Source organism: Maribacter polysiphoniae (genome assembly GCF_003148665.1).
Classification (GTDB): Bacteria; Bacteroidota; Bacteroidia; order Flavobacteriales; family Flavobacteriaceae; genus Maribacter_A; species Maribacter_A polysiphoniae.
The window spans coordinates 159,941-177,941 of record NZ_QGGQ01000002.1 but is presented as its reverse complement, the minus strand read 5'-3'; the positions used below and the strand labels follow the sequence as shown (position 1 = coordinate 177,941).

17 protein-coding genes and 1 tRNA gene are annotated in these 18,001 nt (G+C 40.4%); 6 read left to right on the top strand and 12 right to left on the bottom strand.

Translation table 11 applies throughout. The features are described 5' to 3' along the window. Nucleotides 1–20: 20 nt before the first annotated feature. From LX92_RS05110 to LX92_RS05095, 4 genes are all read right to left on the bottom strand, one after another. Nucleotides 21–1,250, bottom strand: a complete 1,230-nt coding sequence (locus LX92_RS05110; RefSeq protein ID WP_109649220.1) for a DUF3999 family protein — start codon at nucleotides 1,248–1,250, stop codon at nucleotides 21–23. Next, nucleotides 1,234–3,591 (bottom strand): DUF2339 domain-containing protein, encoded by a 2,358-nt coding sequence (locus LX92_RS05105; RefSeq protein ID WP_109649219.1) that lies wholly within the window; start codon nucleotides 3,589–3,591, stop codon nucleotides 1,234–1,236. The genes LX92_RS05110 and LX92_RS05105 overlap by 17 nt, the downstream gene beginning before the upstream one ends. A 132-nt stretch (nucleotides 3,592–3,723) precedes the next feature. After that, nucleotides 3,724–4,869, bottom strand: coding sequence for a serine hydrolase (locus LX92_RS05100; RefSeq protein ID WP_109649218.1), 1,146 nt, complete (start codon nucleotides 4,867–4,869; stop codon nucleotides 3,724–3,726). Nucleotides 4,870–4,888: 19 nt separating this feature from the next. Next, nucleotides 4,889–5,128 (bottom strand): hypothetical protein, encoded by a 240-nt coding sequence (locus LX92_RS05095; RefSeq protein ID WP_109649642.1) that lies wholly within the window; start codon nucleotides 5,126–5,128, stop codon nucleotides 4,889–4,891. Between the two features lie 322 nt (nucleotides 5,129–5,450). Between LX92_RS05095 and LX92_RS05090 the strand changes: the two genes are divergently transcribed. The 6 genes from LX92_RS05090 to LX92_RS05065 all read left to right on the top strand — a co-directional run bounded on the left by LX92_RS05090 (nucleotide 5,451) and on the right by LX92_RS05065 (nucleotide 12,346). Next, nucleotides 5,451–6,272, top strand: a complete 822-nt coding sequence (locus tag LX92_RS05090) for a peptidyl-prolyl cis-trans isomerase (protein ID WP_223308258.1) — start codon at nucleotides 5,451–5,453, stop codon at nucleotides 6,270–6,272. Continuing rightward, a complete protein-coding gene (locus LX92_RS05085) occupies nucleotides 6,256–7,707 on the top strand; it encodes a peptidylprolyl isomerase (RefSeq protein ID WP_109649216.1) in 1,452 nt (483 codons plus the stop codon). The genes LX92_RS05090 and LX92_RS05085 overlap by 17 nt, the downstream gene beginning before the upstream one ends. Nucleotides 7,708–7,712: 5 nt before the next feature. Beyond that, the gene (locus LX92_RS05080; RefSeq protein WP_109649215.1) at nucleotides 7,713–8,666 is read left to right on the top strand and encodes an AAA family ATPase; all 954 of its coding nucleotides are present in this window, start codon (nucleotides 7,713–7,715) and stop codon (nucleotides 8,664–8,666) included. Nucleotides 8,667–8,841: 175 nt separating this feature from the next. Then, a complete protein-coding gene (locus tag LX92_RS05075) occupies nucleotides 8,842–11,109 on the top strand; it encodes an aconitate hydratase (RefSeq protein WP_109649214.1) in 2,268 nt (755 codons plus the stop codon). A gap of 111 nt (nucleotides 11,110–11,220) precedes the next feature. Next, nucleotides 11,221–11,778: a TlpA family protein disulfide reductase gene (locus tag LX92_RS05070; protein ID WP_109649213.1), complete on the top strand. Its 558-nt coding sequence runs from the start codon at nucleotides 11,221–11,223 to the stop codon at nucleotides 11,776–11,778. Nucleotides 11,779–11,785: 7 nt separating this feature from the next. Further along, nucleotides 11,786–12,346, top strand: coding sequence for a TlpA family protein disulfide reductase (locus LX92_RS05065; protein ID WP_109649212.1), 561 nt, complete (start codon nucleotides 11,786–11,788; stop codon nucleotides 12,344–12,346). 1 nt (nucleotide 12,347) lies between these two features. On the opposite strand, the gene LX92_RS05060 is transcribed toward LX92_RS05065, so the two are convergent. The 8 genes from LX92_RS05060 to LX92_RS05025 form a co-directional block, all read right to left on the bottom strand. Beyond that, complete coding sequence (locus LX92_RS05060; protein WP_109649211.1) at nucleotides 12,348–12,800, bottom strand: sterol desaturase family protein; 453 nt, start codon at nucleotides 12,798–12,800, stop codon at nucleotides 12,348–12,350. Nucleotide 12,801: 1 nt separating this feature from the next. Continuing rightward, on the bottom strand, nucleotides 12,802–13,641 hold the full coding sequence (locus LX92_RS05055) for a phytoene/squalene synthase family protein (RefSeq protein WP_109649210.1): 840 nt from the start codon (nucleotides 13,639–13,641) through the stop codon (nucleotides 12,802–12,804). Between the two features lie 8 nt (nucleotides 13,642–13,649). Further along, nucleotides 13,650–15,107 (bottom strand): phytoene desaturase family protein, encoded by a 1,458-nt coding sequence (locus LX92_RS05050; RefSeq protein WP_109649209.1) that lies wholly within the window; start codon nucleotides 15,105–15,107, stop codon nucleotides 13,650–13,652. Nucleotides 15,108–15,130: 23 nt separating this feature from the next. Next, complete coding sequence (locus tag LX92_RS05045; protein WP_109649208.1) at nucleotides 15,131–16,036, bottom strand: MerR family transcriptional regulator; 906 nt, start codon at nucleotides 16,034–16,036, stop codon at nucleotides 15,131–15,133. Nucleotides 16,037–16,220: 184 nt separating this feature from the next. Further along, on the bottom strand, nucleotides 16,221–16,490 hold the full coding sequence (locus LX92_RS05040; RefSeq protein WP_109649207.1) for a GIY-YIG nuclease family protein: 270 nt from the start codon (nucleotides 16,488–16,490) through the stop codon (nucleotides 16,221–16,223). A gap of 94 nt (nucleotides 16,491–16,584) precedes the next feature. Then, on the bottom strand, nucleotides 16,585–16,854 hold the full coding sequence (locus LX92_RS05035; protein WP_109649206.1) for a GIY-YIG nuclease family protein: 270 nt from the start codon (nucleotides 16,852–16,854) through the stop codon (nucleotides 16,585–16,587). Between the two features lie 38 nt (nucleotides 16,855–16,892). Next, nucleotides 16,893–16,976: transfer RNA gene (locus tag LX92_RS05030), tRNA-Leu, on the bottom strand. Nucleotides 16,977–17,056: 80 nt separating this feature from the next. Continuing rightward, the gene (locus tag LX92_RS05025) at nucleotides 17,057–17,998 is read right to left on the bottom strand and encodes a L,D-transpeptidase (RefSeq protein ID WP_109649205.1); all 942 of its coding nucleotides are present in this window, start codon (nucleotides 17,996–17,998) and stop codon (nucleotides 17,057–17,059) included. Nucleotides 17,999–18,001: the final 3 nt, after the last annotated feature.

The following is an 18,001-nucleotide window of genomic DNA, read 5'->3' as shown; positions in this document are numbered from 1 at the left end:
TTCCTTCGCAATAAACGAGGTTACTTTTTTGTCATCATTTTAAGGGTGAAGCCGCCTAATACCAAAATGGTCACACCCATTACGGTCCAAAGCCAAAATTTATTTTCAAACAAAGGAGCGATTTTGTCTTCTTGTTTTTTGGGAATCGGTATGGCCTCCCCTAAACTAACTTGGGTTAGGGAACTGGGGATATTCTTGGAAGTATGCACTATATCGTAATTTGGAAGATGGGCATTTTCGTTTCCATAGACCAAAAAATACTCCGCCTTACCCGTAAATCGGGCTATTATTTGATGAACATAACCTTTTGCAGTCGCATTTTTGATGTTCAACGGTTGGTTGTCATGGTCTTCAATGATTACCCTTAATCTTTTCGCCAATACGGAATTGAATGTGAATTCATTCTTTTCGACGGAGTTTAATGTACCCCGTGTAAGGGTGCGGTAATTGTATTTCCATCCTTTTTCCGTAGCGACACTGTCATGGGCATATTGAAGTTGAAACGACCGATAGTAATCAAAGTCATTGGCAATATCGAGACTAAGGAAACTAATGGGCGCACGTTGGTCCAATACGATTTGGAGTATGGTTTGCTTTTTGTCCTTATCCTGGGAGCTCTCGAGGTTGTCTATATGGATGGTGTTGTATTTGGCTTCAATACGATCATCTAAATAAATGTTCGCCCCTTTAAATCTTGGTGTCAGCCCGCTATGGAATGCTATGCGATAATAGCGATACTTTGCATTGGGGAAATTCAACTGGGTGAAGCGGTAATCGGTCTGCTCATTTTTTATGGCTAGTATTCGGGCATCCTTTAGAATCGTAAACCAGTTGGATTGCTCCTGACTGCCTTCCAGTATCACTTTCCAATCGAAATTTTCATTTTTGAAATTCAATAAAATCCCATTCAAGGTTTCTTTGGTGGGTACCTCAAAAGTATAGTAATGGTCTTGTTGTTTGTTTGTGGTGTTGATCAATTCAAAGTCAATTTCCTTTTGTATGTGCTTCTCCCTTTCGATTCGTAAGAGATAAGGGGCCTCAATGGTGTCTTTTGGGGTGATGCCATAAATGCGGATATCCGCTAGGTTGTCCGATACCTTGGTGAAAACCGAAGGTGGTAATTCGAAGGAATGCCATTGGTCCGTAATACCCATGATTTCCCTTTTGGTATTATAATCCCCGATTTGGGCAAGGGCAACCGCACTAAAAAGAAGACTGACCAATAGACTGGTCTTAGTTCGTTTCATCATCTGATATTCTATTTTTATACTTATTGTAAAGGAATGAAATGATCAACAACAATACCCCTAAAGAAACAAAAACAATCGTTTTTGATATGGTGTTGAGCGATGCGATATCATAGAAGAATAATTTAATCAAGGTAAGCCCGAATAGAATCATGGCTACGAGGCGTAAGAATTTCTTGTTTTGCCAGATTCCCAGAACAACCAGGACCAAGGCATAGATGCCCCACAATATACTCAGGCCGAGTTTGTAACTTTGATGTGATCCAACCATATGCATCCAGTGGATCAATTCGCTACTCGCAACCCAAAGAATGATTATATGAAGGATGATCTCGAAGGGTATGTTGAAATTTATTTTCATGAAAGCTTGCCGTATCAATTTATAGAGGCTAACCAATAAAAGGGCCACAAACGCAAAGGTTATATAGCGAATGACGATATTGAAGATCCCTGTGTTATAATATTCTGAAAGGGTTTTGTCAATGTAACTTTCCCTTAATTCGCTCAGTTCATACAATCCCATGGTAAGAAATACAAATAGGGCGAATAGACCGGCGGTAAGCGAAACAATGCCTAAAACCCGGTTTTGTGGTTTTTTGATATTCACCAAATTCAACGCAGCGATAAACAGAAGGGAATAGTTGAGCAACCATATATTGCCTGTACTACGAATATCGGAATTGTACTTGAAGTATTCGTATTCGTCGGTTATCGCAATTTCAGAACCATAGTATAACGTATCCCAATAATACTGGATTTCCAAGAACAGGCTAAAGAAGAGTGTAATGAGCCAGATACTTGGGATGGCGTATGTCATGATTGCGGGGAACGATGTGTTTTTCCTGTTTTCCTGATGTGCTGCAGTGTTGTTTACCCAATTGATAAAGCCAAAGGCACCTAAGAACAATATGGAGCTCATAAAGGTAACATTGAAAACAGGTCGCATGGTGGAGTCTTGGCCTTGGAAGATGTAGTAGCTTAACTCCCAATCCTGTATTAGGCTGAATACCGCTAAAACCATCAAAGGATAGGAGAGGTACTCGTAGACAACAACATTCTTTTTACGGCCTATCCAGAATAATAAGGCAGCTTCAAACGCCCATAAAAGGGTAACCCAATTGCCGTCCAATTGAACGGGAATGGCAATGGTCAAGAAAACCAGGACCATTCCAGAAACCAAATAGTATAGATTGCGGTCGGCCAATTTCCTTTTGTGGATGATCACGCTTACCACAAAGTGTAGAATGGCATTGAAGAGGGTGAAAACCCCCAAGAGTTGTACTCCGGTATCATTTTGTGAAAGTAACCCATAACCGAATCCGTAAAATATGAACGCATTGAGTAATAAGAGTACGATATCTGAATTTTTGAATTTTTCAGAGGCCTTTAATTTGTATACTAGAAAAGTGGCATAGAAAATAAGGAAGAAAACACCTAGGAATATCAGGGCAGTTGTGAAATGTGCTTCATAATCATAAGAGAACCCCATCCAGCTGGCAAATACAAGCCATGTAATCACGAAAGATGAGTAATAGAGGGACTTCCAATATCTTTTATAGGAGATGATCAAAATGCCGATATTTATAATCGCCATATATGAAAAAAGAACTGAGGGACTCCCAGAGTCGTTACTCAGTAAAAAAGGGACGGCGTAGGCACCTACAAGACCGATATGGGCGATAATCTGTTTGTTGTAATGCAATGCGGCCACGACTCCGAAAGCGGTAAAAACAAGCATAAGGGCGAAAGTCATGAGCTGCGGGAACAAATCGTAAAAACTATAGGCCGCAAAGGTTATAAAATAGAGAATGGCCAAGGCCCCACTAACAAGTACGGCACTGTAGTTTTCATATTTTTCCTTGAGTTTTATACCGAAACCCAATAGGCCCAAGCCAGCAAAATAGCCAAGTACAATTCGTGTCAATGGACTTATCAGGTTGTTTTCAATAGAGTATTTGGCGCCAATGGCAACACCGAGGACGGTAATCACGATTCCAATCTTATTGATGAGGTTCTCACCGATGAATTTTTCCCAATTCGATTTGGTCTTTGTTTTTTGCGCCAACTTGGGTTTTACCTTTTCTTGCGGTTGCCCAGCCGTAATGGGTTCGGCTTCGAATTCCTTTGTGACTTCCTCTTTCGGGATGGGTGTGTCTATTGGTTTTTCGACCACAGGCTCTGGTGTAATGGCCTTTTTTGTTTCCGAAAAATCGGGCCCCATTTTTTTCAAGGCTTCGATTTCCTTGTATAGGGTCATGAGTTCTTTCGCAAAACCTTCTTGTTTGCTAAGTAGGGTCTCTAGTTTTTGGTTGAGTTCGTCAATGCGGTTTTGATGGTCTTGCATAGGTCTGGTTTATGGCCCAAAACAGGGTAAAAAGGCTAAATTTGGTTTTTGGCTAACATTAAAACGATAAAATCATGGATTTATTGATGGGGATTTACCGTTCTGTGATAAGTGCCTTTTTGTAACAATACCTTAATCTTTCTTTGATTGTAGTCCGTAATTGTATACCTCCTTGCCCAATGCGGCTAAAAAGGGAATGCCAATGGAATCATATTCGTAGACATTGTCGTTGAAAATACCGTCTTTGTGGACGAGTATTGTGGCAGTCAGTAAAAATTCCACATTGTTTTTAGTGTCGTGAACGTAAGCACAATCGGTTAGGGTACCATAGGCATAGCCCACCTTGTTCTGTATTTTTATATAATCGGGAATAACATCCTTGCTGTCCCCGTACATTAAGAATTTAACATAGCTATCGTAGTATTCCTTTGGGTCATAGCCGGCTTCCCTGGGTAAGGTTTGCATGGCCTTTAGGAGAAAATCACGTTGTGTGGTACTTAGGTCGAATCGTTCACTGGGTTCGAAACATTCCGGGAAAACAATTCTCTTTAGCACATTGTGTTGTGCATTTATGGCGTAATAATTTTTTAGGCTAAAGTCGAAAGGATCGTCTATAAGTCCATCCTCATCATCATAATAGGCCTTGCCTTTGTGTATTTTGTTCAAATCCAAGGGTATGGCGCTGGTATTGATTGTGTTTTTCAGCATGGTTGTAGTAGAGTCGTTTAAATATACTACAAGGGGTTTTGTGGTGATTTCATAAGCATCGTCAGAAGACAATCGGTGCGAGATACGAACGGCATCGATTCCTTTCTGTTTTAATTTCCCATTGATTGCATCCTGTCCCAAAAACTCAAATAAACGATTGTTGGCCGCATTATCACTGATGGTGAAAATTTTCATGATGTCAGAGGCGAATGTGGTTTCCATAGTATCACCTTCCACATAAAACCTGGTGTTTCTATGGAGCGAATCCATATGGTTCAGTTTTTCAAGTGTCAAGGCCGCAATAGGTAGTTTTACGGTACTGGCTGGGTAGAAATAGTTGGTGTCATTGACCTGAAAGTCGTGGTCTTCGAAAAGAACACTGTCACCTGACCTAATTATTTTCGTGAATTTTATCTGTACTTCGTAGGAATCCAAACTGTCGATTACCCTTTTTATTTTAATGTTTTTGGAAGCTAGTGCATAGTCCAGGGCATTGGTGTATTGGGGCGATTTTTTGCAAGCGGTAGAAAAAACCACCAAGATCAGGAAGGGAAGTATTTTTGGGATCATCAGTTGTTCTTGGTGCAAATTATTCTTGGTACACTTCGGCGCGATGGGGTTTTAGGGCATCACGAACGGCGATCATGTTTTTTTCCTCTACGACCATAAAGGCCAAACTATGCATTTCATTGATATGCTGGTGCCCGGTGATTTGCGGTTCAAGGTTCTCAATAAGGATATATTCCTTTAAATGAATTTCATGATGTTCAGCGGTTTTTGCCGCTGCAGGGCCCCGAAAGTCCCAAATAAGCCTGATGTTCCTGTTCATTGCCATATTCCTATTGCTGCGTTATGATTCGCCTAAATTAATTCTTTTTGGAGAGTTGTTCGACTTTTTGGGTTTTTCTCCTTGGAAATTGGTTTATCGGTCATAATTGGGCAGGACTGCATTTTTGGGGCCATTGGGTAGGTCTTGGCATCAGGGGTCTGTTTTTTAACGGAATGCGGTTTTGATTTATGTGTAAATTGTGTTAATGAAAGCCTATATCACTTGTTTAACAGGTTGTAATTGTTATTTTTGCGGGATGTTTTTTAGATTGAAAAATACTTTTCCAGTTCGATATACTTGGGTGGTTTTAGTCCTGCTCGGTATGTCCTGCAATTCGCTATTGAAAGATCATTCCGATCAGGAACCGATTGCCCGTGTGGGGGAATTGTATTTGTACAAGGATGATATAGCGCCACTCTTCACGGAAAATATGAGTAAGGCGGATAGCATATCGTTTGTGACCGACTATATCAATAATTGGGCATCCAAGCAGTTATTGCTTTCAAAGGCCAAGATCAATCTGTCAGAAGAAAAACTCGCAGAATTCGATGCCTTGGTGAAAACCTATAGGACCGATTTGTATACCAGGGCTTATAAAGAGGCATTGGTGCAACAAGGGAGTGATACGGTGATTAGCCAATCCCAATTGGAAAGCTTTTATGAAAAGGAAAAGGAGAATTTCAAACTCAAGGAAAAACTGATCAGCCTAAGATTCATTCATTTACCACCCCAATTCATGGATAAGGAAACGGTGGCTGATAAATTGAAAAGTTTTAAGGAAGCGGATATTGAATATTTGGATTCCATAGGGGTGCAATTCAAAAAGTTGAACTTCAATGATTCCATTTGGGTCAGTGCCTCGAGGGTGCAGGAAGAAATACCTCCCTTGACCCTTGAAAATCAGGATAGATACTTAAAAAAATCACAATTTTTTGAATTGCAGGATTCATTAGGGGTATATTTGGCAAAGATTACGGGAGTGTTGGATGTTAATGACATTGCACCCTTGTCCTATATAGAGCCATCAATTCGACAAGTGCTTCTCAATCGCAGAAAGTTGGACTATATTAGAAAATTGGAAACCGAGATAATAGATGAAGCTATTAAAGAAAAAGAATTCGAAGTCTATGCACAAGACAAATAAAATTACCCTTTTACTATCCTTATTGTTTATTACAGGAAGTGTTTTTTCCCAAGTACCCGACGAAGTTCCAGATACGCAGATTGAGCCACCCTTGCCAGAGCTACAGGCCGACAAAGGTGTAACCAAGGACTCGACCTCTAATTTCAAGAAAGTGAAATTGGATGGTATTGCGGCAGTTGTCGGGGATTATGTGATTTTGGAATCCGATATTGAAAAGACCTTGATCGATCTTAAAAATCAAGGGGCCATGTCAGAGGATATAACCCGTTGTGGTCTGTTGGGAAAATTAATGGAAGATCGTTTGTATGCGCACCAAGCGGTACAGGATAGTTTGTTGGTTTCCGATGATGAGGTGGGTTTAACTACCGAAAGACAAATCCAATCCTTTGTGGCCCAAATGGGTTCTATGGAAAAATTGCTGAAGTTCTACAAAAAAGAGAATGAGGCAAGCTTAAGGGAAGACATTAACAAGATCAATAAACTACGTATGCTTTCTGAAAAAATGCAGAATAGCATCATTTCGGAAATAGAGATAACACCCGAAGAGGTTCGCCAATTCTTCAATAAGATACCGAAGGATGAGCGTCCGGTTTTTGGTGCTGAGTTGGAAATATCCCAAATCATAAAGCAACCTAAGGCTACTGAGGCTGAAAAACAAAAGGTCATTGATAAGTTGAAGGCCATAAAGGCGGATGTTGAGGATAATGATGCCAAATTCAGTGTGAAGGCCATTCTGTATTCACAGGATCCAGGGTCTAAATCAAAAGGTGGTTTTTATAGTATCACCAAGGATACCGGTTTCGACAAAACCTTTAAGGATGTTGCCTTTAGTCTACAGGAAGGCGAAGTCTCCGAACCCTTTGAGACCATGTTCGGTTTTCATTTGATCTATATCGAAAAAATAAGGGGTCAAGAACTCGATTTACGCCATATACTCATAACCCCAGAGATTTCCCAAGAATCATTGGATGAGGCCAAGTCCGAATTGGATACCATACGCAAGCATATCATGGATGGAAAATATTCCTTCGCTGATGCCGCCCGTAATTTCTCGGATGAAAAGGAAACCAAATTTGATGGTGGTTTATTGCGAAACCCGATTACCTACGATTCCAGGTTTGAGTTGACCAAAATGGATCCGACACTTTACAATCAGGTGCGGAACTTAAAGGACAATGAGATTTCATATCCTATCCTAGAGCAGGATCCAAGGGGTGGTGGACCAAAGTATAAGATTCTGAAAGTTACCAATAGGTACGATGAGCATGTGGCTGATTTTGCCAAGGATTATACAAGGATCCAACAACTTGCCCTAACGGAAAAACAGTATAATGCCATAAAGAAATGGATGGCCAAACATATTGATGATACCTATATCAGTGTTAATGAAGCCAATAGGGACTGTGATTTTGCTAATAACTGGGTTAAGGAATAGGTGGGATGTCAGACGTAGCGGCCATTAATAAACTAGTACAGAAACATGCTGACCTAAAAGAGGAAATAGCGAAGGTTATTATTGGGCAAAATGATGTTATCGACCTGATCCTATTGTCTATTTATACAGGAGGGCATTCCTTGCTTATTGGTGTTCCGGGGTTGGCCAAAACGCTAATGGTAAATACCATTGCGAAAACTTTGGGCCTCGACTTCAAAAGAATACAGTTTACTCCTGATTTAATGCCCAGCGATATTTTGGGAAGTGAGATTTTAGATCAAAACCGTCAGTTCAAATTTATTAAAGGACCTGTTTTTTCCAATATCATTTTAGCGGATGAAATAAATAGAACCCCACCAAAAACCCAAGCGGCTTTATTGGAAGCCATGCAGGAAAGGGCGGTGACTATAGCGGGACATCAACATAAGTTGGAGTTGCCCTATTTCGTTTTGGCAACACAGAATCCTATAGAACAGGAAGGTACATATCCCCTTCCAGAGGCACAATTGGACCGTTTTATGTTCGCAATAGAACTGAAGTACCCATCAGTCGAAGAGGAGATTGCGGTGGTGAAAGCCACGACTTCTGATGAGACCATTCAAATAAATGCCCTTTTCAATGCAGCGGAAATATTGGAAGTGCAACATTTGGTGCGTCGTATTCCAGTACCTGACAATGTGGTCAATTATGCGGTTACCCTTGTGAGCAAAACAAGACCTAATCTTGAGACTTCCCCCGATTTTATTAAAGAGTACCTCGATTGGGGTGCTGGACCTAGGGCATCCCAAAATTTGATTTTGGGGGCAAAGGCTCACGCCGCCATCCATGGGAAATTCTCCCCTGATATTGAAGACGTGCAGGCAGTTGCCATGGGTATTCTACGTCATAGGATTATCAAGAATTATAAGGCAGAGGCTGAAGGTATATCGGAAGAGGATATAATTAGAAGACTTTTTTGATTTCGCATTATTCCTGGCTTTGTAACATTGAATACTTTTCAATGTTTTTTCATTAAAGTTGCCATTGTTATTGGCAAATGATAAAAATCATATTAATCCTTGAATAAAAATTTTATTTGCGACATGGATTTTCTTAATTTCGCTTAAATAATTTAATCCTAAATATTCAATAATAATGGCATTTGATATCGAAATGATCAAAAGTGTTTACGCTAATATGGCTAGCCGTGTTGACAAGGCACGTGAAATAGTCGGTAAACCACTTACCCTGTCTGAGAAAATTTTATACTCCCATTTATGGGAAGGCAAGCCTTCCAAGGCTTTTGAACGAGGTAAGGATTATGTAGACTTTGCCCCGGACCGTATAGCTTGTCAGGATGCGACAGCACAGATGGCTTTATTGCAGTTTATGCAGGCTGGGAAGCCAAAAGTGGCGGTTCCGACAACAGTACACTGTGATCACTTGATCCAGGCAAAAAGTGGCGCAACTGCAGATTTAAAAGTTGCTAATACAACAAGTGCAGAGGTATTCGATTTTTTGGAATCGGTTTCGAATAAATATGGAATTGGGTTTTGGAAACCAGGAGCAGGTATTATTCACCAAGTGGTTTTGGAAAACTATGCGTTCCCTGGAGGAATGATGATCGGTACCGATTCGCATACTGTGAATGCAGGCGGATTGGGAATGGTAGCCATCGGTGTTGGTGGTGCTGATGCCGTTGATGTAATGGCCGGTATGGCTTGGGAATTGAAATTCCCTAAACTGATTGGCGTTAAGTTGACAGGGAATATTTCCGGTTGGACATCCGCTAAGGATGTTATTTTGAAAGTAGCCGGAATCCTTACGGTTAAAGGAGGAACAGGAGCCATTATAGAATACTTTGGTGAAGGGGCTAAAAACCTTTCATGTACAGGTAAAGGAACCATTTGTAACATGGGTGCTGAAGTTGGTGCCACTACATCTACCTTTGGTTATGATGATTCCATGGAGCGTTATTTAAGGGCTACCGATAGAAATGATGTAGCTGATGCAGCCAATGCCGTTAAGGAATATTTGACCGCCGATACTGAGGTTTATGCGAATCCAGAACAATATTTCGATGAGATCATAGAAATCAACCTGGATGAATTGAAACCACATTTGAATGGTCCGTTTACTCCGGATTTGGCCACACCAGTTGGTGAATTAGGAAAAAAAGCCAGAGAGAACGATTGGCCACTTCAAGTGGATTGGGGATTGATCGGTTCTTGTACCAACTCTTCCTATGAGGATTTATCCCGTGCAGCATCCATAGCCAAGCAGGCTGTCGACAAAAAAATCAAACCAAAATCCGACTTCGGTATCAATCCGGGATCGGAACAAATTAGATATACCGCCGAACGCGATGGACTTCTTGAGACTTTCGAGAATTTAGGCGCAACGGTTTTTACCAATGCTTGTGGACCATGTATAGGACAGTGGGATCGAAGTGACCTGAAAGGGGATGAAAAGAATACCATAGTCCATTCGTTTAACCGTAACTTCTCAAAAAGGGCAGACGGTAATCCAAATACCCATGCTTTTGTCGGTTCGCCAGAAATGGTAGCTGCCATTGCAATTTCAGGAAGATTGGATTTTGACCCTATGAACGATACGTTGATCAATGAGGATGGTGAAGAGGTTAAATTGGATGAGCCAATGGGTATAGAACTTCCTCCTCAAGGCTTTGCTGTTGAGGATGCGGGTTATTTAGAACCCGATGAAGACGGTTCAGGTGTAGAGGTCAAGGTTAGTCCTACTTCAGAAAGGTTACAATTGTTGGAGCCTTTCGTACCAATCACCCCAGAACAATTACAGGGGGTTAAATTACTGATTAAGGCCTTTGGTAAATGTACCACCGACCATATCTCTATGGCCGGACCTTGGTTGCGTTTCCGTGGACATTTGGATAATATCGCCAACAATACCTTGATTGGGGCGGTCAACGCTTTTAATAAGAAGACGAACTTCGTGAAGAACCAATTGACCGGTGAATATGGAGGGGTGCCCGATACCCAAAGGGCTTATAAGGCAGCGGGTATAAAATCAATTGTTGTGGGAGACCATAACTACGGTGAAGGTTCCTCAAGGGAACATGCGGCCATGCAGCCTAGACATTTGGGTGTTGCTGCTGTTTTGGTTAAATCATTCGCGAGAATCCATGAGACCAATCTTAAGAAACAAGGAATGTTGGGCTTGACGTTCGCCAATGAAAGCGATTATGACCTGATCCAAGAAGATGATACCTTCAACTTTGTCGATGTTGCCGATTTTGCACCAGGCAAACCATTGACCATTGAAGTTGTGCATGCCGATGGTTCTAAGGATACTATTATGGCGAACCATACGTATAACGAATCACAGATTGGTTGGTTCAAGGAAGGTTCGGCATTGAATGTTATCAAACGGGAAAATGCTGCATAATCAATAAGCTGGCTTAGCCAGATTGATTTTGTTTTGAAATACTATTTTTTAATTGATAAAAACTCCCGATTTTCGTCGGGAGTTTTTTAGTTTTGGGTAAACCCCCAGATAATGATAGTAAAAAGAAAAACAGTACTTAATATATTGCTCTTTGCTTTTGTCCTGTCTTTTTTCGTTACTCCTTTAGGACATTTCGGAAAAATATCCTTAAATCGACTTTTTGCTTCTACCCCCGATATCATTGCTGAAACATCAAGAAAGCAGATTCCATCCTATAATTGGAAATTAAAGGATCCCAATTGGGACTTTTTCAACATGGAAAGGTCCAAAGGAAAAGTGGTGTTCATCAATTTTTGGGCCTCATGGATGTTACCTTCGGAGGCCGAATTAAAGGGCATACAGAAATTATATGATGCATACGGTGATCGGGTGGATTTTTATATCATTACCAATGAGGAAAGACCTCCCGTAGAAGAATTTATGCAGCTTAAAAAATTTACATTCCCCATTACGTATATGATAATCGGCGAACCGGCCCCTTTTGATATTCTTGAGCCACCAGGAAGCTACATTATCGATCGGGAGGGTTATATTGTGGTTAGGGAAAATGATATTGCGGATTGGGATACGAACAAGGTTAGGGATTTATTGAACGAATTGCTTAATTGAATCCCAAATGCGGCTTAAGAAGATAAAGTGGTTGAACATTGTCCTTATCATCGGGATTGTCATTGTTTTATTTACCCCTGTGGGACGTTATGCAAGAGCTTTTGCCGGCAAGTGGATTGCTTCGGGCAGTGCTATGGTAAAGGGCGAATTACAAATGGGTGTCGATAATTATAATTGGCAATTGGTAAATATAGAGGGCAAGGATTTCAATTTTGAGGAAGCACGCAATAAGGTTGTTCTTGTTAACTTTTGGGCCACTTGGTGTCCGCCATGTATCGCCGAGATGCCAAGTCTTCAAAGTTTGTACCATGATTATGGCGATAAAATCGTATTCATGTGCGTTGCACAGGACAATCCCGATAAGGTAGCGGCCTTTATATCGAAGAAAGGGTATGATCTACCTGTTTATTTTTCTAAGACCGAGGCCCCAAGTTTGCTATCGGCTAAATTGTTACCTACGACTTATATTATTGATAGACAAGGTAAAATCGTGATTGCCGAGACAGGATCCGCAGATTGGAACAGAGCGGAAGTGCGTACTATTCTTGATGGACTGCTTCAGGAGTAGCTTAATTCTTTTTAAAGTATTTAAAGGGAACAAATAACATCCCAAAACATTCCCCTTTATCTTTCCCTAAATGTTTATGATGCATTTTGTGCGCTCTTCGTACCCCTTTCGAGTACCAGTTATTTGCGTTCCGGAACATTTTGAAACGTTGGTGTATAAAAATGTCGTGCACGATGAAGTAAGCGGCTCCATAGGCCATAATCCCAAAACCAATAGGCCAGCCATACCAGAAATCGGTATTGGCGCCTGCATAGAAGAATGAGATACTTACTATGGCATAGAAAATGAAAAAGGTATCGTTGCGTTCGAACCAGGAATCGTGGTCCTTTTTATGGTGGTCCCTGTGTAGACTCCATAAAAACCCATGCATGATATATTTATGGGTAAACCACGCCATAAACTCCATGAAGCAAAAAACGAGTAAAAAAATAAGTATGCCTATTGCAATGTTCATCTTAAACCAAATTTAATTTAAAATTGACATAAGATTCTGCCAAAAGTCCAAATTTTTGATAATCGGGAACCCTTATTCGGGCTTGGCGAATTAGGGTTGAAGGGGTTTTTTCCAACTTGCCCAATAATCTATAATAATATTTATAGGCGGTATAGACCCCTAATTTGGCCTCCCTTGGCAATTGCTGGATACCGCTATAGCTCCTTTGGAAATCATCCTTTATTTCGTTGATGATCCTTCTTTTTGAATCCTCATCCAACTGGTTAAGATCCGTGTTCGGAAAATAGGAGCGATGTAGCACTTCGAAATCAGCTTTTAAGTCCCTCAGAAAATTCACCTTTTGAAAAGCGGAGCCTAATGACATGGCAGAATCTTTCAGGGATTCGTATTTTTCCCGATCTCCTTTAACAAAAACCATAAGGCACATGAGTCCCACCACATCGGCAGAACCATAAATATAGTCTTTGAATTCCTTTTCGGAATAATAGGTGTTTTTGGTCAAGTCCATACGCATACTTTTCATAAACGATTCGACCAAGTGATATGGAATTTGATATTTGTGGTATGTATGCTGGAATGAATTCAAGATGGGATTCATACTGATTCTATGCTCAAGTGCATATTTAAGGCTCTGTTCAAAATCATTGAAAAGTTCCTCGGTTTTATAATCGTGGAAACTATCTACAATCTCATCCGCAAATCGCACAAAACCATAAATATTATATATGTCCGGACGAATGGAAGCGCCCAGCATTTTTGTGGCAAGTGAAAATGAAGTGCTGTAAGTCTGTGTCACTCGCTTACTGCAATCATAGGATACTTTGTCGAATAATGCCTTCATTTTATTGCTTATTTGTTATTTGAGATTAATTCTGATACAAGTTTTCCTGAAATCAGGGAAGGGGGTACGCCTGGCCCTGGAACAGTCAATTGTCCGGTAAAATATAAGTTTTTAACTTTTTTACTTTTCAATTTAGGTCTTAAAAAAGCGGTTTGGGTCAAGGTATTTGCCATACCATAGGCATTACCTTTATAGGAATTGTATTTCTCGATAAAATCATTGACACAAAACGATTCGTAAAACAATATTCCATCTTTGATTTTTTGATCGGTTCTGGTCTCCAGCCTTTCCATAATAAGGTCGAAGTATTGTTTTCTTAATTCGGGGGTGTCTTCGAGTCCGGGAGCAATGGGAATCAGAAAAAATCCTGTTTCACAATTCTTGGGTGCCATGGTTAAATCCGTTTTCGACGGAAAATTTGCATAGAACAATGGTTTTTTCGGCCATTGCGGTTTGTCATATATGTCATAGGTGTGTTGCTCAAAATCAGTGTCAAAAAAGAGATTATGATGCTCAATATTCTTTAGTTTTTTGTTTAAACCTACATAAAACAGCAAGGAGGAAGGTGCAAAAGTTCTTTGGTCCCAGTATTTTTCACTGTATTGTCGGTATTTTGGGTCAAGTAATGTTTCGGAATGATGGTAATCGGCCCCACTGAGTACAAAATCAGCATCAATGTCCTGATCATTGACGGTAACACCGATTGTTTTACCATTGGCAACACGGATCTTGCCAACAGGACTATCTACATGAAAGTCTACTCCAAGCTCCAAGGCTAACGCATGCATTGCCTTTATAATCCCATACATGCCTCCCTCGGGGTGCCAAGTGCCCAAACCGAAGTCGGCAAAGTTCATAAAACTATAGAATGAGGGCGTATTACTGGGTTTTGCTCCCAAAAAAAGGACAGGGAACTCTAACGTGGAAATCAATTTTGGATTTTTGAATTTTTTCCTGACTTCCCCACTGATGGTTTTAAAAAATTGGTCAACCTTTAGAATGGTGTCAGGGGTAATAAGTTCAAAAGGGGATAATCCAGGTTTAAGAACAACCTTGTTTATGGCAATATCATAGTTTTCTTGGGCGTCGGAAATGAATTTTCTTAAATGCACGGAACTCCCTTTCTCGATTCTTTCAAATTCCGAACAGATCTTATCCATAGTATCACCAATCGTAATCGAATCGTCCGAGAAGAATATTTTATAGGCCGGACTCAATTTGTGCAAAGTGTAATAGTCACTGGTCTGCTTTCCAAAGTCGGCAAAGAACTTGTCGAAAATATCGGGCATCCAATACCAACTTGGGCCTAGGTCAAAAGTGAATCCCTCTTTCACCATTTGACCAGCCCTACCGCCGATTGAACTGTTTTTTTCATATACAGCCACATCAAAACCCCATTTGGCCAAGTAGCAGGACGCTGAAAGCGATGAAAACCCCGAACCGATTATGATAACTTTTTTACCCATTTAATTATTTTAGTCTGAAGGTTTTAATCTTGTACCTGTGCTACCAATTGCTCTATGGAATCAAATATTTTTATGTTTGGGGAAAGGTTGTCGAAATCTAAATATTGGGTTTGCCGACCCAATAACCAAACTTGACAATCTATATCCTTGACAATCGCTTGGGAAAGTCCTTCAATGTACTTTCCTATTTTATCCTTGGCGGGTGCAACTGTGAAGTAAGATATGAAATAAATGTTTTCAACCAACCCCATCAATTCCCCTAAATTATCCAAAGGGATGGATTGGCCAAGGTAGATGGACTTGTAACCCTGCAATGAAATCTCATAATTGAGGTATAGCAATCCTATTTCATGTATTTCACCTTCTGGTAAATACAAAACAAAGGTCTTGTCCTTCTTTGTGGGTTCATTGATCTGTAACTTTTCTATATTGACCTGTATTTTTTGTTTGATCAATCCTGTTATAAAATGTTCATGGGCGGGGGTAATGGTATCGGTTTGCCATAAAAGTCCAAGCTCATGAAGTAAGGGGATGAAATAATCCTTGAAAATATCACGGAAAGAGTAATCGGCCAACAAACCATTGTAGGTAATCGCAAAACGGGTTTGGTCAAAATTTATCATGGCCATTTTAAAGGCATTCAGCACATGGTTTTTACTGTTTTGGACAGTCGCGATTTCCTGGACCTTTACAGGGATATCAGCTTCTTTCAATTCTGCTATTTTTGATATCTTATGCCCATTGTTATATAACAGGGTGATGTTCAGTAGCTTTTGTAGACTTTGAAGACTGTAGGTCCTAATATTGGTCGTGGTTCTCTCAGGGGAAAGTAGATTATACCTTTTTTCCCAAATCCGTATGGTATGTGCCTTTATTCCCGATAGGTTTTCCAAATCCCGGATACTGAAATTCTTTTTAATATTGTTCATCTTTTGAATAAAAAGTTTAAACAAATATAAAATTTATTTGGTACGGATATCAAAAAGGAAAGTTAAAATCCAAAAAAGGGTCTAAACTAAAAACGAAAAAAGCCTCCCTTTTTACGGGGAAGCCTAAGTGCCCACGACTGGAGTCGAATGCTGACGCTTTGGTCAGCATTCTGATTTTAGCAAGCTAAACATCAGAACCAGCACCTTTGCTATATTTTACGATGAATTCCTTAGTGCGTTCTTTCGAGAGGTTTTTAAGTTTTCTTTCAAGGGCCATGGCTTCAGGCCTACTTTTTTTTTCGGTAAACCAAACAAGTTTCCATGGTCGATAGCGTGCCGTGGCTTTTTCCCTTCCGGAATTGTGGCGGTGGAGCCGTTCAAGTACATTATTTGTTTGTCCTTTATAGAAGGTGTCAAAGGCTTCAGAATATAATAGGTATGTGAAGTACTTCATAAACGAAAAAAACTTCCCTTTTTACGGGGAAGCTTAAGTGCCCACGACTGGAGTCGAATGCTGACGCTTTGGTCAGCATTCTGATTTTAGCAAGCTAAACATCAGAACCAGCACCTTTGCTATATTTTACGATGAATTCCTTAGTGCGTTCTTTCGAGAGGTTTTTAAGTTTTCTTTCAAGGGCCATGGCTTCAGCCCTACTTTTCTTTTCGGTAAACCAAACAAGTTTCCATGGTCGATAGCGTACCGTGGCTTTTTCCCTTCCGGAATTGTGGAGGTGGAGCCGTTCAAGTACATTATTTGTTTGTCCTTTATAGAAGGTGTCAAAGGCTTCTGAATATAATAGGTATGTGAAGTACTTCATAAACAAAAAAAGCCTCCCTTTTTACGGGGAAGCCTAAGTGCCCACGACTGGAGTCGAACCAGCACGTCCTTGCGAACACTACCCCCTCAAGGTAGCGTGTCTACCAATTCCACCACGTGGGCATAAAATTGGTCTGCAAATATAGGAAGGCGCATTAGAAGATAAAACTTATTGGCATATTTATTTTATAAGGGGCAAAGACTCATGATGCTTTGTTATATACGTCCTCTAAGATCAATATGGAGTCATGCGTGATAGGAATGTGCAAATCATACCGGATATCCAGAGGGGTTCCGATAGGGCAATGATAGTATATTCGCCAGGCGTCACCTTCCTTTACACCGATACAACCATTGGAATATGCTTTTTCCAAAGTGTTGGGGTTTGTGGTCGGATGTATCAATTGGCCATTCCTTATTCCGTTGATTTCTGTTTCTATCCAAGGTATCTGAGGCATTAAGGTCATGTTCTTATCATCCCTATGTGTATAATAAAACTGTTTACCCGTAACGGGGTTGTAAAAGTCAGGATTTCTCCTAAAGCCTATGACAGATCCTTTTCCTGTTTGTGTCCTTAAATCTGTCATTCTATCCCCCATTTTCAAATACTTTTTTTTGTTCTGTCCAATCCTGATGGGGAAAGAATACATTAAAACGGAATCGGTGATGATCCTTAATTTATATTCGGGCAAATTGATGTCGATCCTTGTTTTCTTGAAAGACCCAAGGATCGACTGTGCTTCCAATGAATCCGGTATCAAAAGAGTATTGTTTGGCCGCAAAACAATCATTTGGCGTTGGTCGTAAACAAAGGAGTCCCTTTGGATCATTTTGTAGTAATCCGTTTGGGCCAATGTATCCACAATCCATGAATTGGCATTGACCAAAAGATGTTCGGATAACGGATAATTGGTCAAGCTGTCATAAGCGGTTACCAATGAATCGATAAAATTGAAATATCCAGCTATGCGAATCGTATCCCCAACGATTATCGGACTTATGGGTTCTTGTGCTTTAAAAATGGCCTTACCCAATATCCTTTGTTCAGGATTGGGCGTTGTTCTGACCTCTACTAATTTGGCTACGGTAATACTGACCAAGAGTAGTAAAAGCAATGATAGGGTATAGGCTAATCTTTTTGACATTGG